This window comes from Ectopseudomonas khazarica (genome assembly GCF_004521985.1).
Classification (GTDB): domain Bacteria; phylum Pseudomonadota; class Gammaproteobacteria; order Pseudomonadales; family Pseudomonadaceae; genus Aquipseudomonas; species Aquipseudomonas khazarica.
The window spans coordinates 15,733-42,252 of the sequence record NZ_SBHZ01000010.1 but is presented as its reverse complement, the minus strand read 5'-3'; the positions used below and the strand labels follow the sequence as shown (position 1 = coordinate 42,252).

Annotated in this window: 26 protein-coding genes; 18 read left to right on the top strand and 8 right to left on the bottom strand. The window is 65.1% G+C overall.

Annotation, left to right across the window (positions count from 1 at the left end; translation table 11 throughout):
- Nucleotides 1-51 precede the first annotated feature (51 nt).
- From EPK82_RS14295 to EPK82_RS14285, 3 genes are read left to right on the top strand one after another with little or no spacing between them, the layout of a single operon-like run.
- On the top strand, nucleotides 52-780 hold the full coding sequence (locus EPK82_RS14295) for a hypothetical protein (RefSeq protein ID WP_134676983.1): 729 nt from the start codon (nucleotides 52-54) through the stop codon (nucleotides 778-780).
- Nucleotides 777-1,802 carry a DHHA1 domain-containing protein gene (locus EPK82_RS14290; RefSeq protein ID WP_167494357.1) on the top strand — a complete coding sequence of 342 codons (1,026 nt, stop codon included), beginning with the start codon at nucleotides 777-779 and terminating at the stop codon, nucleotides 1,800-1,802. The genes EPK82_RS14295 and EPK82_RS14290 overlap by 4 nt, the downstream gene beginning before the upstream one ends.
- Entirely contained in the window at nucleotides 1,799-2,374 is a 576-nt protein-coding gene (locus tag EPK82_RS14285; RefSeq protein ID WP_134676982.1) for a phosphohydrolase, read from the top strand. Before EPK82_RS14290 ends, EPK82_RS14285 begins: the two co-directional genes overlap by 4 nt.
- Before the next feature lie 5 nt (nucleotides 2,375-2,379).
- Here EPK82_RS14285 and EPK82_RS14280 read toward each other — a convergent pair whose 3' ends face one another.
- Complete coding sequence (locus EPK82_RS14280) at nucleotides 2,380-3,036, bottom strand: hypothetical protein (RefSeq protein ID WP_134676981.1); 657 nt, start codon at nucleotides 3,034-3,036, stop codon at nucleotides 2,380-2,382.
- A 41-nt stretch (nucleotides 3,037-3,077) separates the two neighbouring features.
- Here EPK82_RS14280 and EPK82_RS14275 point away from each other — a divergent pair, with 41 nt between their 5' ends.
- The 3 genes from EPK82_RS14275 to EPK82_RS14265 all read left to right on the top strand — a co-directional run bounded on the left by EPK82_RS14275 (nucleotide 3,078) and on the right by EPK82_RS14265 (nucleotide 5,606).
- Nucleotides 3,078-4,799, top strand: a complete 1,722-nt coding sequence (locus tag EPK82_RS14275; RefSeq protein ID WP_134676980.1) for a DNA cytosine methyltransferase — start codon at nucleotides 3,078-3,080, stop codon at nucleotides 4,797-4,799.
- Nucleotides 4,800-4,986: 187 nt separating this feature from the next.
- Complete coding sequence (locus EPK82_RS14270; RefSeq protein ID WP_134676979.1) at nucleotides 4,987-5,292, top strand: hypothetical protein; 306 nt, start codon at nucleotides 4,987-4,989, stop codon at nucleotides 5,290-5,292.
- The gene (locus EPK82_RS14265) at nucleotides 5,292-5,606 is read left to right on the top strand and encodes a hypothetical protein (RefSeq protein ID WP_134676978.1); all 315 of its coding nucleotides are present in this window, start codon (nucleotides 5,292-5,294) and stop codon (nucleotides 5,604-5,606) included. The genes EPK82_RS14270 and EPK82_RS14265 overlap by 1 nt, the downstream gene beginning before the upstream one ends.
- On the opposite strand, the gene EPK82_RS14260 is transcribed toward EPK82_RS14265, so the two are convergent.
- The gene (locus EPK82_RS14260) at nucleotides 5,607-6,602 is read right to left on the bottom strand and encodes a site-specific integrase (RefSeq protein WP_134676977.1); all 996 of its coding nucleotides are present in this window, start codon (nucleotides 6,600-6,602) and stop codon (nucleotides 5,607-5,609) included.
- 510 nt (nucleotides 6,603-7,112) lie between these two features.
- Here EPK82_RS14260 and EPK82_RS14255 point away from each other — a divergent pair.
- Both EPK82_RS14255 and EPK82_RS14250 read left to right on the top strand, forming a co-directional pair.
- A complete protein-coding gene (locus EPK82_RS14255; RefSeq protein ID WP_003298189.1) occupies nucleotides 7,113-7,325 on the top strand; it encodes a cold-shock protein in 213 nt (70 codons plus the stop codon).
- A 165-nt stretch (nucleotides 7,326-7,490) separates the two neighbouring features.
- Nucleotides 7,491-7,988: an RDD family protein gene (locus tag EPK82_RS14250; protein WP_037049632.1), complete on the top strand. Its 498-nt coding sequence runs from the start codon at nucleotides 7,491-7,493 to the stop codon at nucleotides 7,986-7,988.
- Nucleotides 7,989-8,044: 56 nt separating this feature from the next.
- On the opposite strand, the gene lptG is transcribed toward EPK82_RS14250, so the two are convergent.
- Together lptG and lptF are read right to left on the bottom strand one after the other, a co-directional pair.
- Nucleotides 8,045-9,109, bottom strand: coding sequence for an LPS export ABC transporter permease LptG (gene lptG / locus EPK82_RS14245; protein WP_134676976.1), 1,065 nt, complete (start codon nucleotides 9,107-9,109; stop codon nucleotides 8,045-8,047).
- Nucleotides 9,102-10,226 (bottom strand): LPS export ABC transporter permease LptF, encoded by a 1,125-nt coding sequence (gene lptF / locus EPK82_RS14240; RefSeq protein ID WP_037049636.1) that lies wholly within the window; start codon nucleotides 10,224-10,226, stop codon nucleotides 9,102-9,104. Before lptF ends, lptG begins: the two co-directional genes overlap by 8 nt.
- A gap of 144 nt (nucleotides 10,227-10,370) precedes the next feature.
- Here lptF and EPK82_RS14235 point away from each other — a divergent pair, with 144 nt between their 5' ends.
- From EPK82_RS14235 to nhaD, 6 genes are all read left to right on the top strand, one after another.
- On the top strand, nucleotides 10,371-11,858 hold the full coding sequence (locus tag EPK82_RS14235) for a leucyl aminopeptidase (RefSeq protein ID WP_134676975.1): 1,488 nt from the start codon (nucleotides 10,371-10,373) through the stop codon (nucleotides 11,856-11,858).
- A 93-nt stretch (nucleotides 11,859-11,951) separates the two neighbouring features.
- Nucleotides 11,952-12,371: a DNA polymerase III subunit chi gene (locus tag EPK82_RS14230; RefSeq protein WP_037049731.1), complete on the top strand. Its 420-nt coding sequence runs from the start codon at nucleotides 11,952-11,954 to the stop codon at nucleotides 12,369-12,371.
- Nucleotides 12,372-12,431: 60 nt separating this feature from the next.
- Nucleotides 12,432-12,875: a DNA polymerase III subunit chi gene (locus tag EPK82_RS14225; RefSeq protein WP_134676974.1), complete on the top strand. Its 444-nt coding sequence runs from the start codon at nucleotides 12,432-12,434 to the stop codon at nucleotides 12,873-12,875.
- A gap of 168 nt (nucleotides 12,876-13,043) precedes the next feature.
- The gene (locus EPK82_RS14220; protein WP_134676973.1) at nucleotides 13,044-15,875 is read left to right on the top strand and encodes a valine--tRNA ligase; all 2,832 of its coding nucleotides are present in this window, start codon (nucleotides 13,044-13,046) and stop codon (nucleotides 15,873-15,875) included.
- Between the two features lie 187 nt (nucleotides 15,876-16,062).
- A complete protein-coding gene (gene nhaC / locus EPK82_RS14215) occupies nucleotides 16,063-17,496 on the top strand; it encodes a Na+/H+ antiporter NhaC (RefSeq protein WP_037049645.1) in 1,434 nt (477 codons plus the stop codon).
- A 145-nt stretch (nucleotides 17,497-17,641) separates the two neighbouring features.
- The gene (gene nhaD / locus EPK82_RS14210) at nucleotides 17,642-19,024 is read left to right on the top strand and encodes a sodium:proton antiporter NhaD (RefSeq protein ID WP_037049647.1); all 1,383 of its coding nucleotides are present in this window, start codon (nucleotides 17,642-17,644) and stop codon (nucleotides 19,022-19,024) included.
- Here the strand turns inward: nhaD and EPK82_RS14205 are convergent.
- Nucleotides 18,994-19,656 (bottom strand): DUF998 domain-containing protein, encoded by a 663-nt coding sequence (locus EPK82_RS14205; RefSeq protein WP_134677078.1) that lies wholly within the window; start codon nucleotides 19,654-19,656, stop codon nucleotides 18,994-18,996. The genes nhaD and EPK82_RS14205 overlap by 31 nt on opposite strands.
- A 157-nt stretch (nucleotides 19,657-19,813) precedes the next feature.
- Here EPK82_RS14205 and EPK82_RS14200 point away from each other — a divergent pair, with 157 nt between their 5' ends.
- A complete protein-coding gene (locus EPK82_RS14200; protein WP_134676972.1) occupies nucleotides 19,814-20,683 on the top strand; it encodes a LysR substrate-binding domain-containing protein in 870 nt (289 codons plus the stop codon).
- Here the strand turns inward: EPK82_RS14200 and EPK82_RS14195 are convergent.
- Complete coding sequence (locus tag EPK82_RS14195) at nucleotides 20,680-21,399, bottom strand: class I SAM-dependent methyltransferase (RefSeq protein ID WP_134676971.1); 720 nt, start codon at nucleotides 21,397-21,399, stop codon at nucleotides 20,680-20,682. The genes EPK82_RS14200 and EPK82_RS14195 overlap by 4 nt on opposite strands.
- 176 nt (nucleotides 21,400-21,575) lie before the next feature.
- Between EPK82_RS14195 and EPK82_RS14190 the strand changes: the two genes are divergently transcribed.
- The 3 genes from EPK82_RS14190 to rlmF all read left to right on the top strand — a co-directional run bounded on the left by EPK82_RS14190 (nucleotide 21,576) and on the right by rlmF (nucleotide 24,944).
- A complete protein-coding gene (locus tag EPK82_RS14190) occupies nucleotides 21,576-21,872 on the top strand; it encodes a winged helix-turn-helix domain-containing protein (RefSeq protein ID WP_037049650.1) in 297 nt (98 codons plus the stop codon).
- Nucleotides 21,873-21,902: 30 nt separating this feature from the next.
- On the top strand, nucleotides 21,903-23,732 hold the full coding sequence (locus EPK82_RS14185; RefSeq protein ID WP_037049653.1) for an SLC13 family permease: 1,830 nt from the start codon (nucleotides 21,903-21,905) through the stop codon (nucleotides 23,730-23,732).
- 210 nt (nucleotides 23,733-23,942) lie between these two features.
- Nucleotides 23,943-24,944 carry a 23S rRNA (adenine(1618)-N(6))-methyltransferase RlmF gene (gene rlmF / locus EPK82_RS14180; protein ID WP_134676970.1) on the top strand — a complete coding sequence of 334 codons (1,002 nt, stop codon included), beginning with the start codon at nucleotides 23,943-23,945 and terminating at the stop codon, nucleotides 24,942-24,944.
- A gap of 139 nt (nucleotides 24,945-25,083) precedes the next feature.
- Here rlmF and EPK82_RS14170 read toward each other — a convergent pair whose 3' ends face one another.
- Both EPK82_RS14170 and EPK82_RS14165 read right to left on the bottom strand, forming a co-directional pair.
- Nucleotides 25,084-25,857 carry a substrate-binding periplasmic protein gene (locus tag EPK82_RS14170; protein WP_134676969.1) on the bottom strand — a complete coding sequence of 258 codons (774 nt, stop codon included), beginning with the start codon at nucleotides 25,855-25,857 and terminating at the stop codon, nucleotides 25,084-25,086.
- A gap of 119 nt (nucleotides 25,858-25,976) precedes the next feature.
- Nucleotides 25,977-26,519: a hydrolase gene (locus EPK82_RS14165; RefSeq protein WP_134676968.1), complete on the bottom strand. Its 543-nt coding sequence runs from the start codon at nucleotides 26,517-26,519 to the stop codon at nucleotides 25,977-25,979.
- Nucleotide 26,520 lies beyond the last annotated feature (1 nt).

Sequence of the window (26,520 nt, the reverse complement as noted above, 5' to 3'; positions counted from 1 at the left end):
TCCGGCCGGCGCTTACCACGCCGGCCTCTTACCACCTTCGAGGCACAGCACATGCACTCCACTACCCACCTGATCATCATCAGCCTTATCGCAGGCCTCAGCATCGGCCTGGTCTTTACGTCGGTCTTTCTCCGCATCGCCAAAATGCGCATCCGCGCCAGAGGTTATTCAGACGGCAGCCAAGCCCGCCAGCCACTGATTGATGGACTTCAAGAAACCATCAATGAGCAAGCGCTGGAAATTACCAGCCTCAAGGGCCAGCGCCTGAATCTACTGCGTGAGCATAAGCATGGCCTTGACGCGATCAGCCAGGACGCTGACGCCCGGGTGAAGCTGTTCGCCCAGCGCTGCCTGAGCGACCACGAGCTGCTGTGGTTACGGCGTGCCATCAAGCAGCTGGAGAAGGCCGGGGAAGTCCACAAGTTCCTGGGCAACTCCCAGCGCGAACGAGACACCAACGCCACCCGCGCCCAGCTGCAGGCCTTAGTATCACGCCTGCAGCAGCAGGAGTCCGATGCCGCCTCCCCAACCGACAACGTGCGTAGCGTGATCGTGTTCGGCCCCGAGGCGTGCGGCAAAACCCGCAATGCTGCCCGAATCGCCAAGGCCCTCGGCTTGAGCAAGATCGTTGACGACCTTCAAGCAGACCCGCGCCCTGTTGAACTGCACGACACGCTCTACCTGACCAACGAAGACATGAGCGCCCGGGCCGGCGGCAAAGCCGTGATGACCTACGAAGAAGCCATGCAGCGCGTCGCCGAGCAGGAGGCCGCAGCATGAAGACCCTGTGCATCTACCACGCCAATTGCGCCGATGGCTTCGGCGCCGCCTGGGTCGTTCGCAAGGCGCTGGGCGCCGATAACGTCGACTTCCACCCCGGCAGATATGGCGAGCCCGCACCTGAGGTCGAAGGCCGCGACATCATCCTCGTGGACTTCTCCTACAAGCGCGACCAGCTGCTCCAGCTCGCCCAGGCTGCCCGCTCGATCCTGATCATCGACCACCACAAGAGCGCCGCCGAAGACCTGGCCGAAATCCCGGCCGCCCCTGCCAAATACAGCGACTGGCTAGCCGCACAGCAGCCCCTCGGGGCGGTGTTCGACATGCAACGCAGCGGCGCCGGGCTTGCCTGGGACTACTTCTACCCGTTTTCACCACGTCCCCGCGTGATCAACCACATCGAGGATCGCGACCTCTGGCGCTTCGCCCTGCCCGGCACCAAAGAAATCATGGCGGCGGTGTTCAGCTACGGCCAGGACTTCGACATATGGGACGGCCTTATGGAGCGGGTCTCCTTAGAGCTTCGCGACGATGGCCATTCCATCTTGAGAGCACACAACAAGAACGTGGCCGACTTGGTACCGAACGCCCGCCGCCTCACCATCGGCGGCCACGATGTACCGGCCCTGAACTGCCCCCACTTCATGGCCAGCGCCGCCGGCCACGTCCTGGCCCAAGGCGAACCCTTCGCCGCCTGCTACAGCGACACCCCAAAGGGCCGCGTCTTCTCACTGCGTAGCCAGCCCGAAGGCCTCGACGTATCCGAGATCGCCAAACAGTACGGCGGCGGCGGTCACCGCAACGCGGCCGGCTTCACCGTGCCATTCGACCACGAGCTGGTGACGGGCTTCTTGCCGGCAACACTGGAGAGCAGCGAGCGAGAAGCCCAGCTTCTGAACGCCCTTCGCGAAGTGACCGAGTGCCTGAGCCAGGCGCTCACCGGCGGCCAGGTTCCTGCAGCACGGGCAGGCCGAGCACTAGTGACAGCGGGTCAACTGCTCGACATGGAGGATCCGCTATGACTTGGATCCTCACCAATCAAGGCATCCGCTTCGAGCTGCTCGAGCCCACAGTCGCCATGATCCACCCGGCAGACATCGCATTCAGCCTGGCCCGGCTCTGCCGCTTCAACGGCCACACCAGCAAGCACTACTCCGTTGCCGAGCACTGCCACCGTGTGCACGAACTGGTCGAGCCTGAATACCAGTTGCACGCCCTGCTCCACGACGCCACCGAAGCCTACATCGGCGACATGACGCGCCCGCTCAAGCTGGCCATGCGCGGGTACGCCCAGGACATGGCAGTCGATGACGTATACGGCCAGGTCGAGCAGCGCATCTGGCTCGCCATCTGCGAACGCTTCGACCTCGAGCCCGAGCTACCCGCCCAGGTGAAAGAGGCCGACATGTACATGCTCGCCGTCGAGCGCCGCGACCTCATGCCCGCCCACCCCGACGCCTGGGAGTGCATCCAGGGCATCGAGCTGCCCGCGTGGCACATCAAACCATGGAGTGCAGAGGAAGCCCGCGACCGCTACTTCCAGCGGCTGATGAGTCTGCTCACCACCACTCACCGTGCGAGGGAAGCGAAATGAATGTCTCACACGTAGGGCTTACCAAACGCTTCGAAGAGATCCTCTTCCATACTAACAAGTTCGTTGAAGCGGGCCTGCATGAGATCTACGGCAGTCAACAGGCGCCCGCACGCTTGCGGCCATTCGTAATGATTGCTTTCAGTCGATTCAATGAGACACATCATTGCTGCAACGCCCTTTACATCAAGTACATGCGGTACAAACCGCGGGCCAAAAGCATCGACCTTCAAATCCTCCATCTCTCTTCGGTTTTCAGCCAACCGATGACCAAGGAGCTTCCACTCGAATGCCGAGAGCTTGCCAGTTTCGCGATCTGCAACTGCTATTTGCATGGATCCCAAGAGGGTACGCTGGTGATTTACCAGCGAACGAACACACTCGATTGTCAGCTTGCGCTGTACAAACTCTTCGTCTCGCTTTTCCTCAACCTGTGTTTGTTTCTGCCACGCTGGAATCGCGATAGCGACGGCTATCGCAATCAAAGTGCCTACAGCTTGAACCCAGGCCGCCGGATCCTTCAAGCCGCGCTCCTGAAGGATTATGCCGGCAGCCCAAGACACTACTGCAATTGCAATCAGCGCCCCGGACGCAACGGTGAGCCTTCTTGCGACTTGTACCAACTTGCCAATCATGCTCGCCGCCCTATCCAGATTAATTGCCATAGCTTGCCTCTCCAAAATGGCCTCGTCCACGGGAGAGCAGCATGACCAGTACCTACCGCATCCACCCACAACCCAGCTTCAACTTCTGTGGCTTGGTCATTGACAACTTCGCCGGCGGCGGCGGCGCGTCCACCGGCATCGAAATGGCCCTGGGTCGCCCGGTCGATATCGCTATCAACCATGATCCCGAAGCGATCGCGATGCACGAGATCAACCACCCGCACACCAAGCATTACTGCGAGAGCGTATGGGAGGTGGACCCGCGCGAGATCACCGGCGGCCGACCGGTCGACCTCGCCTGGTTCAGCCCGGACTGCAAGCACTTCAGCAAGGCCAAGGGCGGCAAGCCGGTCAAGAAGGAGATCCGCGGCCTGGCCTGGGTCGCCATCCGCTACGCCGCCACCGTTCGCCCGCGCGTCATCATGCTGGAGAACGTCGAGGAGTTCGTCACCTGGGGCCCGCTCGCCGAGGGGCGCCCCTGCCCGAAGAACAAGGGCCGCACCTTCAACAGCTTCGTCAACGCCCTGCGCCGCCACGGCTACCAGGTGGAATGGCGCGAGCTGCGCGCCAACCAGTTCGGCGCCGCGACCATCCGCAAGCGCCTGTTCCTGATCGCGCGTTGCGACGGCATGCCCATCGTATGGCCTGAGCCGACACACCTGGCGGCCGGTAGCCTTGAGGTCAAGGCCAAACAGGCCAAGCCCCAGCGCCTGGCGGCGGACATCATCGACTGGTCACTCCCCTGCCCGTCGATCTTCCTCACGCCCGAGGAAGGCAAGGCGCTGGGCGTTCGCCGGCCGCTGGCCGAGAACACGCTGCGCCGTATCGCCCGCGGGATACAGCGCTACGTCATCGACAATGCCGAGCCCTACCTGGTGAAGGTCAACCACGGTTACGACTACTTCCGCGGCCAACCGCTGGGCGAGCCGCTGCAGACCATCACCAGCAAGCGCGGGACCGGGCTTGTGGTGCCGACCCTGGCGCCCTTCATCGCCAACACCCGTAACGGCGAGCGTGCTGGTCAGCAGCCACGCGTAGCCAGCGTCGAACAGCCACTCTGGACGGTGACTGCACAGGGCTCGCAGCAGGCGCTAATCGCCCCGGTGATTACCAAATTCCGCACCAACGACCGCGGCACCTCGCTCGAAGAACCTCTGCCCACCGTGACCGCCAACAGCTACATCAAGAAGCCAGGCGGCGCCGCGCCGATCGGCTTGGTCGCAGCGTTCCTGGCCAAGCACTACGGCGGAAACTACAAAGGCCCGGGCTCTGCGATGACCGACCCAGCCCCCACGGTGACGACCCGCGACCATAACGCCCTGGTCACCAGCCACATGGTCAAGCTGCGTGGCACCAGCCGCGACGGCCAGCCTGTGACCGAGCCGCTCCACACCGTCACTGCATCCGGCAACCACTTGGGTGAGGTGCGCGCCTTCCTCATCAAGTACTACGAGAACGGCACCGGACAGACCCTGTGCGAGCCCGTGCACACCATCACCACAAAGGATCACCTCGGCCTGGTTATGATCAAGGGCGAGCCGTACGAGATCGTCGATATCGGCATGCGCATGCTCGAGCCCCACGAACTCTACGCCGCCCAAGGCTTTCCGGCCGACTACATCCATAACCGCACCCTCACCAACCCCAAGCTGCCCAAGGACGCCCAGGTGCGAATGTGCGGCAACAGCGTCTGCCCACCAGTCGCCGCCGCCCTGGTGCGTGCCAACCTGGTGGACCAGCAGCAGAGCGAGGTGGCGGCATGACCATCGGCAGTTTGGCCCTGTTTGGGTACGCAATAGACCTATTTTGCAAAAAAAAGGGGAATACCTTTCTGTGCAACCCATTCAACGGAGTTGTACATGCAGAAGTATCTTCGTCTCACCCTGCTATTGGTGCTGCTGGCCTGCGCACTGACCGCCGATACACGGTTAACAACAATGAGGTGCACGCATGACCTGCACCATCTTCCACAGCACCGAGATGTCGGAGGGTCGTGGAGCGAGCCACACCGGCACCATCCCACGCAAGCCCATGCGCTGGCTGGTCGAGTATGTGATCAAGACGCCTGACGGCCGCGTGCTTATCGAAAGCACCAAGATCATCCAGAAGGCCGACCTCGACGAGCTGTACGCGATCATGGATCAGACCATCGACGACCTCGGCAACGAGGCCGGCAACCTGGCCACCTTCGTCAGCTGGCGAGCCACCGCCCACGGCGGCACCCGCAAGAATCGCAACAAGGGAGGTAGGCGGTAATGGCCCCTCAAACAGATGCACAACCCACCGAGCTGCTGGTAGCCATCAAGCAGCTGGTCGATCAACTGAGCGGCCCCCGGGTAAACCAGGCTGACGAGCTATGGACAGCCGATGACATCGCCAGCTACTTGAAGCTGGCCGCCGATACCACCAAGCGCCGGGTCGTCACACGGTCGGACTTCCCCAGCCCGCTGCAGCCATGCCTGACCGGGGCTCGGGCAGAGAAACGGTGGTTCGCGGCCGAGGTCATCACCTGGGCCAGGCAGAACCGCAGCAAGCTCCCCACACCCAGGCAGCGCCGCAAGGCTGCCTGATCAATCCAGCCGGCCGGCCACTTCGGTGGCCGTGGCGTTGTAGTACACCATCAATGACCGCGGATCGCGGTGGCCAGTCATACGGGCCAGGTCGAGCACATCGAGCTTTCTCGCGAGCCTGGTAGTCGCCTCATGCCGGGTATCGTGAAAGCGCAGATCGACGATCCCCAGCTCATCCCGAATACGCCGGAACATCGCATCAGCCGTCCCGCTGCTGATCTTGAACAGCTCATCGCCCTCGGCAGCATCTACAAGCACCGCCAGTAGATCGACCGCCCGCTTGCTCAGCGGTACATCGCGACTGTCGCCGTTCTTCGTCAGCTCCAGCCGAACATACCGCCGCGCCAAGTGAGTGTTCTTTTTGGTGAGCGACAGTATCTCGCCCTGGCGCATGGCTGTTTCCAAAGCGATCAGGAAGGCGTAGGCCAACTCCTGCAGCAGCGTCACCGGCGCCTGCCCTTCTATATAGCCGAACCGGGCCAGCAGCCGCTGCTCCTCATCAGCCAGCACCCGCCGATCGCGCGGACGTCCGTTACCTGGGCGCTTCACTTCCCGCACCGGGTTGGCAGAACACCAACGCCATTCGCGCTTGGCGATCTCGAAAACGGATGACAGCAGCGTCATCTCACGTCGTACGCTCGGCGCCTTCAACGACTTCAACCGGGCATCACGCCATTCGGCAATCTGGTCGACCGTCACTTCACCAATGCGCAGCCCCACGAAAGGCAGCTCGTTGTTCAACTTGTCCAGGCGGATCTCTTCCCAGCGCTGCCCCGCCTTGCTCGGCGACACCTCGCGCTTGTAACGCATGAGTGCATCTGAGAGAGTCGAGTCCACGCCCGCGACATGGCCCGGCACGCCGGCTAGAATCTCGGCCTCGCGCTGTGTTGCCCAGGCCTGTGCCTGAGCCTTGGTGGGAAAGGTCTGCGACTCCCTGATGCCACGCTTGGCAATCTCTGCCCGCCAGCCGCCACTACGCTTCCTGAATGACGCCACGCCTACCGCCTCCCTTGGCGTAAAAATGGCGTAAACAGTACCACGCAACAGCCGTATTCTGCCCTCTGCTGCACCGATGGCATAACCGTAACAATGAGGTAATCCGCTGCTTGCACGTAACTGCCGTTATGTGCACAATGCTGCCCGCTTCGGGTAGAGTCTCCCCCGGGGCACCACGACATGGCCCGCAAGACATTGGTCTTGCGGGCTTTTTCATTTCTGCACGAACAATCCATGCAATTGTTGCAATCCTGCTGTCGCTGCACTTTCCCAGCGCCTCGGCAGGCCCCGTAAAACCTGGCTGGCGACGTACCTGGCAGGGGTTGGCAATTGCGCAAAAGTTAGCGTAGAGTGATCGAACTGTTTGCATGGGTCGCTGTGAATCGTGACTCTGGTGCAGCAGATCATCTAGATCCGCTACATCCCGCTCGACTTCTATTACTCCTTGCAACCAGTCTCAGCCCTCTATACTCGGAGGCTGTCATCAACTCTAGTTTCAAGGAAAAAGACATGTCGAATCGTCAGAACGGTACCGTCAAGTGGTTTAACGACGAGAAAGGTTTTGGTTTTATCACTCCTGAAAGCGGTCCGGATCTGTTCGTGCACTTCCGCGCGATCGAAGGCAACGGCTTCAAGAGCCTGAAAGAAGGCCAGAAAGTCAGCTTCGTCGCTGTGCAAGGTCAAAAAGGCATGCAGGCCGACCAGGTTCAGATCCTGGGCTGATTGCCGCAGCTTTGAAAAACCCCTGATCTTCATCAGGGGTTTTTTATGCCTGTCGTTCGGCCCCTTGCCCTGCAGCGCCAGGTAACAGATCAGCGAGACGCTTGTTTATCCCCTCCGCCCGCTCGCGGTTAGAATGGCGCGCACTTTCGTCACAGCGAGCCCATCATGCCGAAACACACGCTACGCCCGCAGGGAGACTTCCCCACTGCCGGGCTGATTCGTCGCCTGGCGGCCATCTTCTACGACTTCCTGCTTTGCGTCGCCCTGGTCATGGTCGTGACCCTGGCCTACCAGCAGGGCATCCTGCGCATGATCCACGGCGGCGATACGCTGAGAGCCATGGCCGAAGCCGGCGCGCTGGACCATGACCCGGTGCTCGCCAGCCTGGCACTGCTGTCGCTGTTCGCCTTCTTCGCCAAGTTCTGGACCCACAATGGCCAGACCCTGGGCATGCAGGCCTGGGGCCTGCGCATCCAGAATGCCGATGGCAGTGCCATCGACCTGTGGCAGGCCCTGCTGCGCTTCGTGGTCGCGATCGGCTCCTGGCTGTTCGCCGGGCTCGGCTTTCTCTGGCTGCTATGGGACAAGCAGGGCCGTACCTGGCACGACATCTATTCGGGCAGCCGCGTCGTCCAGCTACCCAAGAACGTCCACAAGAAATAACCAACAGCAGACATGAAAAAGCCGGTTCAATGAACCGGCTTTTTTGTGGATCTGACTCAGCCTGCGCGCCGCAACAACCAGACGCCGGCCAGCGCACAGACACCGGCAGGCACCAGCACCGCCAGCAACGGCGAGAAGCCGAACACCAGGCTGGATGGGCCGAGCAGGTCCTGGGCGATACGGAACACGAACCCCACTAGCACGCCGGTGAACACGCGCTGCCCCAGGGTCACCGAACGCAGCGGGCCGAAGATGAACGAGATGGCCATCAGCACCAGCGCCCCGGTCACCAGCGGCTGCAGCAGCTTGGTCCAGAAGGCCAGCCAGTAACGCGCATTGTTCAGGCCCTGCTCCGCCAGGTAGTGGATGTACTGCCACAGGCCGGTGACCGACAGCGACTCGGGCTGCATCACCACGGTGTTCAGCAGTTCCGGATTGAGCTCGATATCCCAGCGCTCCTGGTCCTGCTTGACCACTTCGGAGCGGTCCTCGTGCAACAGGGTGGTCTGCACGTTGCGCAGCATCCAGTGGCTGTCGCGATACTCGGCACGACGGGCGAAGCTGGCCGACAGCAACCGGCGCTCGTCATCGAAGCGATAACGGGTCACCCCGAGCAGGACGCCATTGGGCTGCACGGCGTTGATGTGCACGTACTCCTGCCCCTGGCGATGCCACATGCCGCGCTTGGAACTCTGCGCAGCGCCGCCGCCCTGGGCCAGGGCACGATCGGCCTGGGCCTGGTTCTCGGTGAGTGGCGCGACGTACTCGCCGATCAGAATGCCGACCAGCATCAGTGCCAGCATGGGCTTCATCACGGCCCAGACGATGCGCCCGATGGACACGCCAGCGGCACGCATGATGGTCAGCTCGCTGTTGCTGGCCAGCGTGCCGAGGCCGATCAGACAGCCGATCAGCGCCGCCATCGGCAGCATCTCGTAGGCGCGGCGCGGCGCGGTCAGCAGCACGTACCAGAGAGCCTGGCCGAGACCGTAGTCGCCCTTGTTCAGGTCACCCAGCTCATCGATGAAGGCGAACAGCAGCGCGAGGCCGAGAATGATGCCCAGCACCGCGAGAATGGCGATGAATACCTGCGCCCCGATGTAACGATCCAGCTTAGCCATGGGCCACCTCCGACACCGCCGCACGACGGCTGGCCCACCACAGACTCAGACGCTCCCAGTACAGCAACAACAAACCGATGGCCAGGAAGATGCCATGCACCCACCACAGCCCGAGCCCCGTTGGCAGGCGGCCCTTGTCCAGCGCGCCACGGGCGGCGATCAGCAGCCCCAGGTACGCCATATAGAGGAAGATCGCCGGCAGCAGCTTGAGGAAGCGCCCCTGGCGCGGGTTGACCTTCGACAGCGGCACGGCCAGCAGGGTGACCACGAACACCAGCAGCGGCAGGGACAGGCGCCACTGCAGCTCGGCCTGCAGCACCGGGTCGTCGCTGCCGAACAGATCGCGGGTCGGAATCGCCTCGCGCTCGTTGGCCTCGATGGCGACCTCGGGCTTGGGCAGCAGCACGCCGTAGGTGTCGTACTGGATGGCGCGGTAGTCGGCCTCACCCGGTTCGCCGTCGTAGCGGTAGCCGTTCTCCAGAATCAGGTAGCGGCTGCCATCGTCCTGGATTTCCTGGCGCCCGCTCTCGGCCACCAGCACGGTGATGCCGCGCTCGGAGGTGCCGTCGGTGGAGAAGCGCTTCTCCGACATGAACACACCACGCAGCTCGCTGCGGTCGGCGGAGAGTTCCTGCGAATAGGTCACCCGCGAGCCGTCGCGGATCGACTGGAAGCGCCCCGGCACCAGGGTGTCGAGTTCGGTCAGGGCGTCCTGCTGGTTGAGAATGCGCGCCACGCCGGCAACGCCTTGCGGCGCCAGGCCGAGGCTGAGCCAGCCCACCAGCAGAGCGACGATCAGGGCCGGCGCTAGGCTGTAGGCCGTCAGACGCTGCTGGCTGACACCGGTGGCGGACAGCACCGTCATCTCGCTGTCCAGGTACAGGCGACCGTAAGCCAGCAGAAAACCGAGGAACAGGCCCAGCGGCAGAATCAGCTGGAGGAAGCCAGGTATCCGGTAGCCCATGATCATGAACAGCACGCCGGGGTCGAGAACCCCCTGCGCTGCCTGGGCCAGATATTTGATGAAACGACCACTCATGATGATCACCAGCAGTACGGCACTTACCGCACTGAGAGTTACCAGCACTTCGCGGGATAGATAACGGAAGACGATCAAACCGGACGCTCCAGGGTTGTCAGGCTCAGGCGCGAGCGCTCAAACTAGCCGCACCTACTTGCCGGCCCACCGCAGGGTGAGCCCTCGAAAAAATGGCGGACATTATCCGTCAAACCTGACTCTTTGTCTTGGGGACAGCTCATTATGGAATTCCTCGTCAAAAGTACACGCCCGGAAACCCTGAAGACCGCTACCCTGGTCGTCGCCATCGGCGAAGGCCGCAAACTGAGTGAAACCGCCAAGGCGGTGGACCTGGCCAGCAAAGGCGCACTGAGCGCCGTGCTCAAACGTGGCGACATCACCGGCAAACCTGGGCAGACCCTGCTGCTGCACAGCCTGCCGGGCCTCAAGGCCGAGCGCGTGCTGCTGGTGGGCTGCGGCAAGGGCGATCTGTCCGACCGTCAGCTGCGCAAGCTGATTGCCAGCGTGCACGGCGTGCTCAAGGGCCTGGGCGGCAGCGACGCCCTGCTCGCCCTCGGCGAACTCAAGGTCAAGAGCCGTGATGCCTACGGCAAGGCGCGCCTGATCGTGGAAACCCTGGCCGACGGCAGCTACCTGTTCGAGCAGTTCAAGAGCAAGAAAGCCGATCCTCGCGCACTGAAGAAAGTCACCCTGGCCGTCGACAAGGCCGAGCTGGCCGATGCCGAGCGCGCCCTGCAGCACGCCCGCGCCATCGCCGCCGGCGTGGCCTTCACCAAGGACCTGGGCAACCTGCCGCCGAACCTCTGCCACCCCAGCTACCTGGCCGAAGAGGCCAAGGCCCTGGGCAAGGCGTACAAGAACCTCAAGGTGGAAATCCTCGACGAGAAGAAGCTCAAGGAACTCGGCGCCGGCGCCTTCCTCGCCGTGGCCCAGGGCAGCGAGCAGCCGCCGCGGATGATCGTCATGCACTACCAGGGCGGCAAGAAGGACGAGAAACCCTTCGCTCTGGTCGGCAAGGGCATCACCTTCGACACCGGCGGCATCAGCATCAAGCCGGCCGCCGGCATGGATGAGATGAAGTACGACATGTGCGGCGCCGCCAGCGTGTTCGGCACCCTGAAAGCCGTGCTGGAACTGCAACTGCCGATCAACCTGGTGTGCCTGCTGGCCTGCGCCGAGAACATGCCCAGCGGCCGCGCCACCCGCCCTGGCGACATCGTCACCACCATGAGCGGGCAGACCGTGGAAATCCTCAACACCGACGCGGAAGGCCGCCTGGTGCTGTGCGATACCCTGACCTACGCCGAGCGCTTCAAGCCGCAGGCGGTGCTCGACATCGCCACCCTCACCGGCGCCTGCATCGTCGCCCTGGGCAGCAACGTCTCCGGCCTGATGGGCAACAATGACGCCCTGATCAGGCAGATCCTCAAGGCCGGCGAAAGCGCCGACGACCGCGCCTGGCAGCTGCCGCTGCACGACGAGTACCAGGAGCAGCTCGACAGCCCGTTCGCCGACATCGCCAACATCGGCGGGCCGAAGGCCGGCACCATCACCGCCGGCTGCTTCCTGTCGCGCTTCGCCAAGAACTTCCACTGGGCGCACCTGGATATCGCCGGCACCGCCTGGATCAGTGGCGGCAAGGACAAGGGCGGCACCGGCCGACCGGTCCCGATGCTGACCCAGTACCTGCTGGATCGCGCCAAGGCCTGATGCCACTCCGTAGCCCGGATGCAATCCGCGGACATACAGCTGTCCCGGATTGCATCCGGGCTACGTCTGCCCTTTATCACCGCCGAAAAAATCATGCCCAGAATCGAGTTCTACGTCCTTTCCTCCAGCGACGCCCCCGGGCGCCTGCGGGCCGCCTGCCAGCTGGCACTGAAGGCCTGGAGCGCCGGTCTGCCGGTGTTCCTGCGCGGCAGCGACGAGGCGCAGTGTGGCGAGCTCGATGACCTGCTCTGGCAATTCAAGGCCGAGCGCTTCGTGCCCCACGACCTGCACCGCGATGCGCCGCTGTCGCCTGTGGTGCTGGGCACCGACGAGGTCCCCAGCGCCGAGCAGGGCGTGCTGATCAACCTCGGCAGCAGCCTGTCGCCGCATGTCGAGCGCTTTGCCCGCATCATCGAGATCGTCAACCAGCAACCGGAACTGCTGAACGCCTGTCGCGAGAATTTCCGCGCCTACCGCCAGCGCGGGTATGATCCGCAACGTGTCGAACTTTAGGGTCCGGCAACGCTCACACCCTTTGTCACACTGCCTTTTCCTATCGCTGCGCTGACCGTCATGGACACCCCCAAGCCTCCGCAAAAACCCGTTCAGTTGCTGCATGATCTGGAGTCGATCCGCGAGCTCCTGGGTGATGACAGCCACGAGCCACCGCTGCTGATCGACTCGCTCGATCCGGACAGCATCCCCGTGCTGTCCGACATCGTCAGCGCCCCGCCCGGCCCGCCTCCGCCGTTCCACGCCACGCCGGCCGCCCAGGCGAAACCGGCAGCGCAGCCGGCGACGCCCAGCGAAGCGGCGCCCAGCCCGATACGCGAACGCCTGGAGCCGCGCCTGCACGACAGCGCCCGCGACCTGCAGCACCTCAATGGCGAGCTGCGTGCCGCAGCGCAACTGATTCTGCAGGATGTGATCGACGACTTCGTGCCGCAGATCGAAGCCGAACTCAAGCGTCGCCTGGAAGCCCGCCTGCCGCGCCTGCTGCCCCCGCGCAAACCCTGACGCGCCCCATGCCGGGCGGGCGCTACCCGCCAGGCTGCCGGCTGGCGGGTTCCCCGGCCCTGCGACTGCAGCGTTGCGCCGACCGACGCGCCGCCCTTACGCCGCCCACTTGATCCCCGTTATACTTGTCGGCTTTTCCGATCAGCCGTCACAAGGGTCCCGCCGCGCATGGACAAGACCTACCAGCCGCACGCCATCGAATCCAACTGGTACCAGACCTGGGAGCAGAACGACTACTTCGCCCCACAAGGTAGCGGTGAGCCGTACACCATCATGATCCCGCCGCCGAACGTCACCGGCAGCCTGCACATGGGGCACGGCTTCAACAACGCCATCATGGATGCGCTGATCCGCTTCCGCCGCATGCAGGGCCGCAACACCCTGTGGCAGCCGGGCACCGACCACGCCGGTATCGCCACCCAGATGGTGGTGGAGCGCCAGCTGGCCGCCGATGGCATCGGCCGCCACGACCTGGGCCGCGAGAAGTTCCTGGAGAAGGTCTGGGAGTGGAAGAACCAGTCCGGCGGCACCATCACCCGGCAGATTCGCCGCCTGGGCTCGTCGGTCGACTGGTCGCGCGAGCGCTTCACCATGGACGACGGCCTGTCCGAAGCTGTCAAGGAAGCCTTCGTCCGCCTGCACGACGATGGCCTGATCTACCGTGGCAAGCGTCTGGTCAACTGGGACACCAAGTTCCACACCGCCATCTCCGACCTGGAAGTGGAAAACCACGACGAGAAAGGCTCGCTGTGGAACCTGCGCTACCCGCTGGCCGACGGCAAGAAGACCGCCGAAGGCAATGACTACCTGATCGTCGCCACCACCCGTCCGGAAACCATGCTCGGCGACAGCGCCGTGGCCGTGCACCCGGAAGACGAACGCTACAAGGCACTGATCGGCAGCTATGTCGACCTGCCGCTGGTGGGCCGCCGCATCCCGATCATCGCCGACGACTACTGCGACCCCGAGTTCGGTACCGGCTGCGTGAAGATCACCCCGGCGCACGACTTCAACGACTATGAAGTGGGCAAGCGCCACAACCTGCCGCTGATCAACATCTTCGACAAGAACGCCGCCGTGCTGGCCACCGCCCAGGTGTTCAACCTCGACGGCAGCGTCAACGAACAGGTCGACGCGGGCATCCCGGCACAGTTCGCCGGCCTCGACCGCTTCGAGGCGCGCAAGCAGATCGTCGCAGCCTTCGAGGCAGCCGGCCTGCTGGAGAAGATCGAAGACCACGCGCTGAAAGTACCGAAGGGCGACCGCTCCGGCACCGTGATCGAGCCGTGGCTGACCGACCAGTGGTACGTCTCCACCAAGCCGCTGGCGGAAAAAGCCATCGCGGTGGTCGAGAGTGGCGAGATCCAGTTCGTGCCCAAGCAGTACGAGAACATGTACTTCAGCTGGATGCGTGACATCCAGGACTGGTGCATCAGCCGTCAGCTGTGGTGGGGCCACCGCATCCCGGCCTGGTACGACGAAGCCGGCAACGTCTACGTCGGTCGCGACGAGGCGGAAGTACGCGCCAAGTACAAGCTCGAAGGCGCCACCCTGCGTCAGGACGAAGACGTGCTGGACACCTGGTTCAGCTCCGGCCTGTGGACCTTCTCCACCCTCGGCTGGCCCGAGCAGACCGACTTCCTCAAGACCTTCCACCCCACCGACGTGCTGGTCACCGGCTTCGACATCATCTTCTTCTGGGTCGCCCGGATGATCATGCTGTCGACCCACCTGACCGGGCAGATTCCGTTCAAGACCGTCTACGTGCACGGCCTGGTGCGCGACGGCCAGGGGCAGAAGATGTCCAAGTCCAAGGGCAACGTGCTCGACCCGCTGGACATCGTCGATGGCATCACCCTCGACGAGCTGCTGGAAAAACGCACCAGCGGCATGATGCAGCCCAAGCTGGCCGAGAAGATCGCCAAGCAGACCAGGGCCGAGTTCCCCGAAGGCATTGCCAGCTACGGCACCGACGCCCTGCGCTTCACCTTCTGCTCGCTGGCCACCACCGGCCGCGACGTGAAGTTCGACATGGGCCGCGTCGAGGGCTACCGCAACTTCTGCAACAAGCTGTGGAACGCCGCCAACTTCGTCATCGAGAACACCGATGGCCAGGACACCGGCGTGAATGGCGAAGAGGTCGAACTGTCCTCGGTCGACCGCTGGATCATCAGCCAGCTGCAGCGCACCGAAGCCGAAGTCACCCGCCAGCTCGATGCCTTCCGCTTCGACCTGGCCACCCAGGCGCTCTACGAGTTCGTCTGGGACCAGTACTGCGCCTGGTACCTGGAGCTGGTCAAGCCGGTGCTGTGGGACGAGAACGCGCCGCTCGAGCGTCAGCGCGGCACCCGCCGCACCCTGGTGCGCGTGCTGGAAGTCATCCTGCGCCTGGCTCACCCGTTCATGCCGTTCATCACCGAAGAAATCTGGCAGCGCATCAAGGGCCAGGCCGCTGTGCAGGGCGACACCCTGATGCTGCAGCCCTGGCCGGTGGCCAACGAGACCCGCATCGACGCCGCCGCCGAAGGCGATATCGAGTGGGTCAAGCAGCTGATGCTCGGCGTGCGCCAGATCCGTGGCGAGATGAAGATCTCCATGGCCAAGCGCATCGACATCATCGTGGCCAACGCCAGCGCCGAGGATCAACGCCGCCTGGCCGATTTCGAGCCGCTGCTGAACAAGCTGGCCAAGCTGGAATCGGTACGCGTGCTGGCTGCCGGTGAAGAAGCGCCGATGTCCGCCACCACCCTGGTCGGCGAGATGGAAGTGCTGGTACCGATGGCCGGACTGATCGACAAGGACGCCGAACTGGCGCGCCTGGACAAGGAGATCGGCCGCCTGGAAGGTGAAGTCAAACGTGTCGGCGGCAAGCTGAGCAACGAAGGCTTCGTCGCCAAGGCCCCTGCCGAAGTGCTGGAGAAGGAACGCGCCAAACTGGCCGAGGCCGAGCAGGCCCTGGCCAAGATGGTCGAGCAGCGCGGCAAGATCGCCGCACTCTGATCCTCCGGCGACACCCACAGGCCCGCGCCCTAACCGGCGCGGGCCTGTTTTTTCCAGGAGGGGCTTTCGGCCCTGACATTCCGCTGCGCGCCAGCGCCTGCCTCCATGCAGTCACAGCCACGAGCCCTGACAGCGCAGTCGCGGCCACCAGCCCGCCCCAAGGTTCATCTGATTTTCCGGTATACCCATGACAGCCCGTTCCCCTTCCCTGCTCGATGCACTGCTGCCTATCGGCGTGCTCGTCGTTCTCCTCAGCCTCTCCGTCTACCTGTTCGGTGACGGTTCCTCCAGCGGCCCGAACCAGATCGCCCTGATGAGCGCCGCCTTCGTCGCCGGCCTGGTCGGGCTGAAGAACGGCCTGCGCTGGAGCGAGATCGAGGAAGGCATACTCGCTGGCATTCACATGGCCATGAAGGCCAACCTGATCCTGCTGGCCGTCGGCGCGCTGATCGGCACCTGGATTCTCGCCGGCACCGTGCCGACCATGATCTGGTTCGGCCTGAAGCTGATCAGCGCCGAGTACTTCTACGTCACCAGTTGCCTGATCTGCGCGCTCACCGCACTGTCCATCGGCAGTTCATGGACGGTGGCCGGCACCCTCGGCATCGGTCTGATGGGCGTGGCCGCCGGCCTCGGCCTGGACCCGGCGATCACCGCCGGGGCGATCATTTCCGGCGCCTACTTCGGCGACAAGCTGTCGCCGCTGTCCGACACCACCAACCTGGCGCCAGCCGCCGCCGGCGCCGACCTGTTCGCGCATATCCGCAACATGCTGCGTACCACCGTGCCGGCGCTGCTGATTGCCCTGGCGATCTTCTTCACCCTCGGCCAGCAGGCCAGCGCCGAACATGATACGGGGCGCATCAGCGAGGTCCTCGCCGCGCTGGAAGCCCAGTTCCGCCTGGGCTGGCACCTGCTGCTGCCGGTGGCCTTCCTGCTGCTGCTCGCGGTGCGTCAGTGGGCGGCCTTTCCTGCTGTGTTCCTCGCCGCGCTGGTCGGTGCGCTGTTCGCCATCGCCTTCCAGCCCGACGTGATGGCGCGCCTGGCCGATCCCTCGGCCGGAGCCCTGGCGCCGTTGAAGACGGTCTGGAACGCGCTGTTCGCCGGCTACGAGTCGGCCAGCGGCAATGCCGAACTCGATGGCCTGCTGTCCAAGGGCGGCATGGCCAGCATGCTCACCACGGTGTGGCTGATCATCTGCGCCATGTGCTTCGGTGGCGTGCTCGAGCGCCTTGGTCTGCTGCAGCGCCTGTTGCAGAGTGCCCTGCGCCTGGTGCGCAGCGACAGCGGCCTGGTCGCCAGCACCATCACCACCACCATCGGCACCAACGTCATCACCGCCGACCAGTACATCGCCCTGGTGCTGCCGGGGCGCATGTACCGCGCCGAGTACGAGGCCCGCGACCTGCCGCCAACCAGCCTGTCCCGCGCCCTGGAGGACGGCGGCACCCTGACCTCGGTGCTGGTGCCCTGGAACACCTGCGGTGCCTACATGGCCGCCACGCTCGGCGTGGCCACCCTGAGCTACCTGCCGTACTGCTTCTTCAACCTGATCATGCCGGTGCTGGCCATCGCCCTGGCCTACCTGCTGCCGCCACGCCGCACCGCTGCGCTGCAATAACGCCTGATTACCTGCGCGCGAGCGGCATGGATCGCCCTCGCAGCGCCGCTGCGGCATTAAGTCCTTTCCTTTTGCAAGTTGTTTCAGGCATCTTCCCCCGCCTACCGACCTTCAATATCAACAGAAGAAAACAGGCGGACCCTCCATGTATGCGTTGATGGCCCTCGTATTCGTCCTCGGTTACCTGTGCATCGCACTCGAGCACCCGTTAAAGATCGACAAGGCAGCCTCCGCCCTGCTCACCGCCGTGATCGCCTGGACCCTCCTGGTCCTCGGCGCGGACAGCATCCTGCCGCTGCTCGGCACCGGCACCGCGGGCTCCAGCACCAATACCCATCACGTCGTCGAAGAGCTGCGCCATCACCTGGGGGAAATTTCCGAGATCCTGTTCTTCCTGATGGGGGCGATGACCATCGTCGAGCTGATCGACGCCCACGAAGGCTTCAAGGTCATCACCGACCGCATCCGCACCACCAAGCGCGTCCACCTGCTGTGGCTGGTGGGGCTGATCACCTTCTTCCTCTCCGCCGCCCTGGACAACCTGGCCACCACCATCGTGATGATCTCGCTGCTGCGCAAGCTGATCGCCGACCGGCACGAGCGCTGGTTCTACGCCGGCATCGTGGTCATCGCGGCCAACGCCGGTGGCGCCTGGTCGCCGATTGGCGACGTCACCACCACCATGCTGTGGATCGGTGACCAGGTCACCGCCACCGGCATCATCGCCAAGCTGTTCCTGCCCAGCCTGGTCTGCCTGCTGGCTCCGCTGCTGATCATGAGTTTCGTCCTCAAGGGCGAAGTCTCCGAACCGCGCATCAAGGAAAGCGCCGAGAGCCGCCGCGACCCGACCACGCCGTTCGAGCGCAACCTGGTCTTCGGCCTGGGCCTCGGCGCGCTGATCTTCGTACCGATCTTCAAGACCATCACTCACCTGCCGCCGTACATGGGCATCCTCTTCGGCCTCAGCCTGCTGTGGATCACCACCGAGATCATCCACCGCAGCAAGAACAGCGAAGAGAAGGACCCGCTGTCCGTGGTCGGCGTCCTGCGTCGCATCGACATCACCAGCGTGCTGTTCTTCCTCGGCATCCTCCTGGCGGTCTCCGCGCTGTCCAGTGCCGGCCACCTGATCCAGGTCGCCACCCTGCTCAAGGACGGCCTCGGCAACGTCTACAGCATCGCCATCTCCATCGGCATCCTGTCGGCCGTCGTGGACAACGTGCCGATGGTCGCCGGGGCGATGAAGATGTACCCGCTGGTCAGCCCGGAGATGCTCGCCACCGCCGCCGCCGAGGAGCTGCCGTGGCTGAGCAACTTCGTGGTCAACGGCAACTTCTGGGAAATGCTCGCCTACTGCGCCGGCACCGGCGGCAGCTGCCTGATCATCGGTTCCGCCGCCGGTGTGGCAGCCATGGGCATGGAGAAGATCAACTTCATCTGGTACCTGAAGAAGATCAGCGGCCTGGCCTTCATCGGCTACCTGGCCGGCGCGGCCACCTACATGGCGCTCGCCGCCGTGCTCGGCTGAGCGGTGCGTCCCACGCTGGCACGCAGTACCTGCAATGCCAGCGCCGCGACCCAGAGCACCGATATTCCGTAGTTCAGGCGCTGGTACAGGCCGAACAGCTGGCCACTGGCAACCGCCGTGGCCATCAGCCACACCGTGACGATCGCCAGCACCAGGCACAGTGCCGAGAACAGCGCCAGCCCGGGCGACTGCAACAGCCGCCGCGCCAGCACGATCCACAGGGCGCAGGCCAGCGTCAGCGAGACAAACATCAGCAGCCCCGCCAGGTTGTGCAACTGCTGCGACAGCGACGGTTGCGCTGGCGCACAGCCCTGGTCGCAGGCGAAATAGCCGGCGCCCAGGCTGCCCAGGCCATGCAGGCCGATCAGCAGCGCACTGAGCAATGCCAGCTTCGAACCAGGAAAGCGGCGCGCCATGCCCAGGCCGAAGAGAATGAACAGCAGCCCCAGTGGCAGGTTGTTGACCCAGGCGGAAAAACCATGGGTCGGAGCCCCCTGCGCGCCCAGCTCGCTCATGGCCTGCTGCAGGTGGCTGTAGCCGGGGTAGGCCAGCGCCGTCAGCGCCACGCCGAGCAACAGCCAGCAAGGAATCAGCACACCACTGCCCAGCAACACCCGATCACTCGTCTTCAGCACGACACGCTCCTTCACTCCGTCGATGACAGCGCCACCAGCAACAGTGGCAACCCGGCGACATGCTAGGCAGGCCAGGGCGCGGGCGTTACCGATTTTTTTGCAAGGCAGCTTGCACATGCGTCATCCTGTCGCGCCTCGCACACGGACGGCCAGAATGAGCAGACGCCTACCCAGCACCGCCGCACTACTGGCCCTGGAAGCCGCCGCTCGCCACCAGAGCTTCGCCCGCGCCGCCCAGGAGCTGTCGCTGAGCGAAGGCGCGATCAGCCGGCAGATCGCCAAGCTGGAAGACTTCCTCGGCGTGCGCCTGTTCCACCGCGTCGGCAACCGCGTCGAGCTGTCCACTGCCGGTGCCGGCTACGCCACGCAGATGCGCACGCTGCTGGCCGACATCGAGCGCCACACCCGGCAACTGACCCAGCGCGCCAGCGCCGACAGTGCCCTGGAGATCGGTGTCCTGCCGACGCTGGCCAGCCGCTGGCTGATCCCGCGCCTGGTGCACTTTCGCCAGTTGCACCCGGATATCCAGATCAACCTGCGCGAGCGCACGCAGCCGTTTTCCCTGGCGGACAGCGAGCTGCACGCGGCGATCCATCATGCCCATCTCGACTGGCCGGGGATGCAGATCCAGGCCCTGTTCGAGGAACCGCTGATCGCCGTCTGCCACCCGCAGCTGGCGGCCCGGCCGGCCGGGCAGATGCCGCTGCTGCACAAGCACGAGAGCCCCTTCGGCTGGGCACGCTATGCCGAGCTGAGCGCCTTGGCGCTGGCCCACACGGACCAGGGCCCGGTGTACGACCGCTATGCCCTGCTCATCGAGGCCGCCAAGGCGGGCATCGGCATGGCCCTGGTGCCGCGCCGCTATGTCGAGCAGGACCTGGCCGATGGGCGCCTCAGCGCGCCCTGGCCGGTGCTGGCGGAACTGGCCGAGCGCTACGTGCTGGTCACCCGCCCCAACGCCGAATCGCCGCCTGCGCTGCCGCTGTTCCAGGCCTGGCTGCTGGAGCAGAGCGCCGCGCGCTAGCCGGCACGCCGCGAGGTGACCCAGGCGCCCCAGAACAGGCTGGAGAAGAACCGCTGCGCCGGGCCGAAACCGCTGTCGTCGAGCAACTGCTGCACCTGTGCCTCGCTGCGGGGTGGATCGGCCCCCTGCAGGATCCTGCCCAGCTTGACCTTCACCTCCTCCGGCGTGGCCCCCTGCTGTCGCCAGCGCTGCGCCCAGACCTTGAGCAGGAAGGGCTGCTCGGCATACGCCTGATGGTTGCCCGCCAGCACCAGAGGCGCGCCGGGCTCGAGCCGCGTGGCGATCGAGGTGAGCAGTTGCCGCTTGGCCCGATCCCCCGGCACGTGATGCAGCACGCCGATCAGGGTGGCGGCATCGAAGCGCGCGGCGGCGGGCAGCTCATCGACCGTCCCCGGCAGCAACTCGCAACAGCCCAGCAGCCCCCTGGCACTCAGTTGCTCGCGGGCCAGCGCCAGCATCGGCGCGGAGGGGTCGACCGCGACGAAGCGGCAGGCGGGTAGCAAGCCGACAAGGGTGATGATCTCCTGCGCGCCGCCGCCAACCCCGGCGACCAGCACCCGCGGCTGCGCCGTTTGCTCCAGGCACGTCGCCAGCACACAGGCGCCCAGCTCATGGCAGGCGTCGTAACCGGCCAGGGCGATTCTGCTCTGGCGGGCATATTCCTCGGCCCGGGGCGCGTCGAACTTGTCCGCGCCCGGCATGCGGCCCTGCTCCATCCTGGCTCTCCTCTGTGGATGGCGTCAGCCTAGGGCGAGCCGGACAATAATAAAAATTCATATTTATCATCCAATGCATTCCCATGAGGAATTCACCTACCACCCCCTGTGCCACGAGCAGCGCCACGCTGATATAGTCCCCCGATCAATCCCGGCCCGACGTGGACACCCAGCGCATGGACGTGAGCAAGACCAAGACCAGTTTCTACCGACGCCTCTACGTCGCCTGGCTGATCGACAGCGGCGCCGCGACCAGCGTGCCGGCGCTGATGGAGGCCACCGGCATGCCACGGCGCACGGCGCAGGACACCCTCTCGGCGCTGATCGAGCTGGACATCGACTGTCAGTTCGCCCAGGGCCAGGGCGAGCGCAACAATGCCGGGCAGTACCTGATCCGCGACTGGGGGCCGATCGACAAGCGCTGGATCGCCGGCAACCTGCAGCAGATCAAGACCACGCTCGGTTATCCCTGAAACAATCGCTCCGTGCTTTCTGGAGCTGCGATGAATCCCGATCTTCTCTGGGTGCTCGGCCTGCTGGCCGGCGCCATTTCCCTGTTCGTCATCGGCAAGCCACGCATGGACGTGGTCGCCCTGCTGGTGCTGGTCGCCCTGCCGCTGACCGGTGTACTCGACCTGCAGCAGACCCTGGCCGGCTTCAGCGATGCCAACGTGATCCTCATCGCCGCGCTGTTCGTCATCGGCGACGGCCTGGTGCGTACTGGCATCGCCTATCGCCTCGGTGACTGGCTGGTGGCCAGGGCCGGCAGCAGCGAGACGCGCCTGCTGATCCTGCTGATGCTGGCCGTGGCCGGCCTGGGTTCGGTGATGAGTTCCACTGGCGTGGTCGCCATCTTCATTCCCGTGGTACTCGGCGTCGCCGCTCGCCTGCGCCTGGCGCCGGGGCGCCTGATGATGCCGCTGGCCTTCGCCGGGCTGATCAGCGGCATGCTGACCCTGGTGGCGACGCCGCCGAACCTGGTGGTGCACGCCGAACTGCGACGCGCCGGCCTCGCGGGCTTCGACTTCTTCACCTTCACCCCGATCGGCCTGGCCATCCTCCTGCTCGGCATCGGCTACATGCTGCTGGCCCGCCGCTGGCTGGTGCGCACCGAGGCCGGCGGCAATGCCGAACCGCCGCGCCTGACCCTGGCCGACCTGGCCGAGCGCTATCGCCTCGGCGAGCGCGAGCGGCGCCTGCGTGTGCGGGCGGACTCGCCGCTGGCCAACCAGGTGCTCAACGAACTGCAACTGCGCCGCGAGCACGGCATCAACGTCATCGCCATCGAGCGCCGGCAACGCCTGCGTACCCTGCTGCTGATGGCCAGCGGCAACACCCTGCTGGAGCCCGGCGACGTGTTGCTGGTGGATATCGCCAGCCCCGCCATCGGCCTGCTCGGCAGCTACCAGGCCCTCGGCCTGGAGCCCATGCCGCTGCCGCACTCGTATTTCAGCCTGCACGCGCATGAGCTGGGCCTGGCCGAGGTGGCGCTGCCGCCGGAGTCGCAGCTACCGGGCAAGACCATCCAGGAGCTGGGCTTTCGCTCGCGGCACAAGCTCAACGTGGTCGGCCTGCGTCGCCAGGGTGGCGCCCTGGAAGGGCTGCTGGTCGATGAGAAGCTCAAGGCCTCCGATACCCTGCTGGTGGCGGGCGCCTGGCGCGATATCCACCGCCTGCAGGGGCTGAGCCGCGATTTTCTGGTGCTCAGCCTGCCAGCCGAGGTCGCCGAGGTGGCACCGGCGGCGCGCAAGGCGCCCTATGCCCTGCTCAGCCTGGCAGTGATGGTGCTGCTGATGGTCAGCGGCCTGGTGCCCAACGTGCAGGCCGCGCTGATTGCCTGCCTGTTGCTCGGGGCGTTTCGCTGCATCGATCTGGACAGCGCCTACCGCGCGATCCACTGGCCGACGCTGATCCTCATCGTCGGCATGCTGCCCTTCGCCCAGGCGCTGCAACAGACCGGTGGCGTCGAGCTGGCGGTACAGGGGCTGGTGGGTGGTCTGGGCGATGCCGGGCCGCGCCTGATCCTGGCCAGCCTGTTCGTGCTGACCGCCGTCATCGGCCTGTTCATCTCCAATACCGCCACGGCGGTGCTGATGGCGCCCGTGGCGATCGCCACCGCGCAGGCGCTCGATGCCTCACCCCTGCCGTTCGCCATGACCGTGGCCCTGGCCGCCTCGGCCGCGTTCATGACGCCGATCTCCTCGCCGGTGAACACCCTGGTACTGGGCCCCGGGCAGTACCGCTTCGGCGATTTCGTGCGCATCGGCGTGCCCTTCACCCTGCTGGTGATGATCGTCAGCGTGGGGCTGGTGCCGCTGATCTTCCCGCTGTAGGCAAGCGCTGGAAACTGCTGCGCCCGAACGGCTCATTCAGCGCAGGTGAAGTCCGGCGCGACTCCGAGCGTTCTTCGCTCGTTCCTGCCTGGTGCTGACCGCCTCGCCCAGGTTTCCAGAGGCGCCCTGCGGCAGCCACCAGGCGATGCCCCGGCTGCACGGCCAGCCCGACTGTGGGAAAATCGCCGCCCGCCTGCCCGAAGCTCGTCCATGCCACAGCCACCGAAACGCCCACGCAAGCCCGCCCCCGCCGCCGTGAAGACGGCGCCGAGCAAGGGCGAACTGCATCCGCGCAATCGCCACCAGGGACATTACGACTTCCCGGAGCTGATCAAGGCCAGCCCGGAACTCGGCCAGTTCGTCATCAGCAACCCCTATGGCAAGCCGAGCATCGACTTCGCCAATCCGCAGGCGGTGAAGGTCTTCAACCGTGCGCTGCTGGCGCAGTACTACGGCATCCGCCACTGGGACATTCCCGATGGTTACCTGTGCCCACCGATTCCCGGCCGCGCCGACTACCTGCACAACCTCGCCGACCTGCTGGCGACCGACAACGCGGGGCAGATTCCCCGTGGCGCGGCGATTCAGGCGCTGGACGTCGGCGTGGGCGCCAACGCCATCTACCCGCTGATCGGCCACTGCGAATACGGCTGGCACTTCATCGGCGCCGATATCGCGCCGGCGGCACTGGCCTCGGCACGCGCCATCGTGCAGGCCAACCGCGCGCTGCAGGGTGCCATCGAACTGCGCCAGCAAAGCGATGCGGCGCACGTCTTTGTCGGCCTGCTGCAAGCGGACGAGCGCATCGACCTGACCCTGTGCAACCCACCCTTCCACGCCAGCGCCGAGGACGCCACCCGTGGCAGCACGCGCAAATGGCGCAACCTCGGCAAGCTCGACCCGAAACGCAAGCTGCCGGTGCTCAACTTCGGCGGCCAGGCTGCCGAACTGTGGTGCCCCGGTGGCGAGGCGGCGTTCCTCAAGCGCATGGCCAGCGAGAGCGCGCAGGTCGCCGAGCAGGTGCTGTGGTTCAGCAGCCTGGTGTCCAAGGGCGGCAACGTGGAACTGCTGCAGGGTTGGCTGGCCAGGGCCGGCGCCAGCGAAGTGCGCATTCTCGGCATGTCCCAGGGGCAGAAGCAGAGCCGTCTGGTGGCCTGGACATTCAAGGACGCCGCCCAGCGCGAGGCCTGGCGCCAGAAGCGCTGGCGTTAGGCTCTGTACGAGAAGTCGTCGAGCGAAGGTCAGGCCAGGCGAAATCGCTCGAAGAAGCGCAGTTTACGTGCTGTAAATGAGCATTCTGAGAGCGATTTCAACGCAGCATCACCGAGCGCAGACACTTTTCGTACAAAGCCTAGGGCTTCGCCAGGTAGGCGTCTCTCCGCTCCTGGTAGGCGGCCGACTCACGCTGGCGCTGCACCTCGGCCCAGATCCGCTCGGCCAGATCCGGCTCGTGCGCCAGCAGCGCATTGGACAGCATCAGGTAGTAGGGTTTTTCCTCGAGCAGCTGCGGCAGCTTCTCGATCGACTGCGCGAGCTGGGGATTGGCCTGCAGCACGAAATCACCGCGCTGGGTCTGCAAGGCAGCGGCCTCGATACGGCCATGCTCGAGCATCTGCAACAGCGCCAGCGGGTCACGGCTGGACTCGTCCACCTCCAGGCCATGGGCCAGCAGCAGGTCGCGAATGGAAAAGCCACTGAGCGAGCCCACGCGGCCGTTCAGATGGCTGAAGCGCCGGCCGTCCCAGGACACCGCGCTGCCGGCGCGCCGATAGAGGGTGTAGCGCGACGAATGCAGGCGCCTGAGGGTATCCGGCCGGCCCTCCGCATCGAGGGGATAACGCCCCATCCGCTGGCGTTCGGGCTTGAAACTGGCGGCGAAAGCGCCGTCATACAGCCCATGCTGCAAGCCGGCCAGGCAACGCTTCCAGGGCACCGCCACATAGGTGAACTGCAGGCCGAGCTGCTGCTGGACGAGATCGAGCAGTTCCTTGTTGAGGCCGCTGCCATCGCTCATGACCCAGGGGTACGAATCCTGGTCCTCATGGCAGAACCGCAGCGCCGACTCGGCGGCGACACTGGCCCCCAGCAGCAACCCCAACACGCAACAATGCAGCGTTCTGAACAATGACCGCACTCCAACGTGTCACCGCCCGGCAGGCAGGCCGTGGCGAATGACCGACTGATGATCCCGTGCCTAAGCATAGGCGCAGTTGGCCACCCCAGCCTGGTGGGGGCAGGCGCGCGTCAGCGAATGAAGGTGCGGCTGATCTCGCGGAACTGCTCGGTGCCGGCCTGCTCCAGCCATTCGAAGGCGACCATCTCGCGCGAGACGATCAGCGCTCCGGCGCGCTCCATGCGCGCCAGGCCCAATGCCTTGTCACGCGGGCGACGCGAACCCACCGCCTCGTCGACCACGAACACCTCGCGCCCGGCGGCCAGCAGGCCGAGTACCGTCTGCAGCACGCAGACATGGGTCTCCGCACCGCACACCACGAACTGGCGGCGCTCGCCTCCCGGCAGGTCGAACAGCCCGGCGCCCGCCGTGGCGGAAAAATGGATCTTCTCGCGCAGCCCGTGCGCCGGCAGCAGTTCGCGCAGGCCGGGGTCGGTTGCCCCCAGCCCCCTGGGGTACTGCTCGGTGGCGATCACCGGCACGTCGAGGCGCTGCGCCACACGTACCAGCCAGGCGGCCTGCTCGACCAGCGCCGCGCCCGCGTCGATCGCCGGCAACAGCCGTGCCTGCAGGTCGATCACCAGCAGGGTGGAATCCTTCGCTCGCATCAACATC

Excerpts from the sequence above, each read along its gene's own strand:
- EPK82_RS14275 (WP_134676980.1), top strand. The coding sequence starts at position 3,078 with ATGACCAGTACCTACCGCATCCACCCACAACCCAGCTTCAACTTCTGT.
- rlmF (WP_134676970.1), top strand. The coding sequence starts at position 23,943 with ATGCCACAGCCACCGAAACGCCCACGCAAGCCCGCCCCCGCCGCCGTG.
- EPK82_RS14235 (WP_134676975.1), top strand. The coding sequence starts at position 10,371 with ATGGAATTCCTCGTCAAAAGTACACGCCCGGAAACCCTGAAGACCGCT.
- EPK82_RS14165 (WP_134676968.1), bottom strand. The coding sequence starts at position 26,519 with ATGTTGATGCGAGCGAAGGATTCCACCCTGCTGGTGATCGACCTGCAG.
- EPK82_RS14230 (WP_037049731.1), top strand. The coding sequence starts at position 11,952 with ATGCCCAGAATCGAGTTCTACGTCCTTTCCTCCAGCGACGCCCCCGGG.
- EPK82_RS14250 (WP_037049632.1), top strand. The coding sequence starts at position 7,491 with ATGCCGAAACACACGCTACGCCCGCAGGGAGACTTCCCCACTGCCGGG.
- EPK82_RS14290 (WP_167494357.1), top strand. The coding sequence starts at position 777 with ATGAAGACCCTGTGCATCTACCACGCCAATTGCGCCGATGGCTTCGGC.
- EPK82_RS14295 (WP_134676983.1), top strand. The coding sequence starts at position 52 with ATGCACTCCACTACCCACCTGATCATCATCAGCCTTATCGCAGGCCTC.
- EPK82_RS14225 (WP_134676974.1), top strand. The coding sequence starts at position 12,432 with ATGGACACCCCCAAGCCTCCGCAAAAACCCGTTCAGTTGCTGCATGAT.
- EPK82_RS14200 (WP_134676972.1), top strand. The coding sequence starts at position 19,814 with ATGAGCAGACGCCTACCCAGCACCGCCGCACTACTGGCCCTGGAAGCC.
- EPK82_RS14185 (WP_037049653.1), top strand. The coding sequence starts at position 21,903 with ATGAATCCCGATCTTCTCTGGGTGCTCGGCCTGCTGGCCGGCGCCATT.
- EPK82_RS14285 (WP_134676982.1), top strand. The coding sequence starts at position 1,799 with ATGACTTGGATCCTCACCAATCAAGGCATCCGCTTCGAGCTGCTCGAG.
- EPK82_RS14280 (WP_134676981.1), bottom strand. The coding sequence starts at position 3,036 with ATGGCAATTAATCTGGATAGGGCGGCGAGCATGATTGGCAAGTTGGTA.
- lptG (WP_134676976.1), bottom strand. The coding sequence starts at position 9,109 with ATGGCTAAGCTGGATCGTTACATCGGGGCGCAGGTATTCATCGCCATT.
- EPK82_RS14220 (WP_134676973.1), top strand. The coding sequence starts at position 13,044 with ATGGACAAGACCTACCAGCCGCACGCCATCGAATCCAACTGGTACCAG.
- EPK82_RS14265 (WP_134676978.1), top strand. The coding sequence starts at position 5,292 with ATGGCCCCTCAAACAGATGCACAACCCACCGAGCTGCTGGTAGCCATC.
- EPK82_RS14190 (WP_037049650.1), top strand. The coding sequence starts at position 21,576 with ATGGACGTGAGCAAGACCAAGACCAGTTTCTACCGACGCCTCTACGTC.
- nhaC (WP_037049645.1), top strand. The coding sequence starts at position 16,063 with ATGACAGCCCGTTCCCCTTCCCTGCTCGATGCACTGCTGCCTATCGGC.
- EPK82_RS14255 (WP_003298189.1), top strand. The coding sequence starts at position 7,113 with ATGTCGAATCGTCAGAACGGTACCGTCAAGTGGTTTAACGACGAGAAA.
- EPK82_RS14270 (WP_134676979.1), top strand. The coding sequence starts at position 4,987 with ATGACCTGCACCATCTTCCACAGCACCGAGATGTCGGAGGGTCGTGGA.
- EPK82_RS14195 (WP_134676971.1), bottom strand. The coding sequence starts at position 21,399 with ATGGAGCAGGGCCGCATGCCGGGCGCGGACAAGTTCGACGCGCCCCGG.
- nhaD (WP_037049647.1), top strand. The coding sequence starts at position 17,642 with ATGTATGCGTTGATGGCCCTCGTATTCGTCCTCGGTTACCTGTGCATC.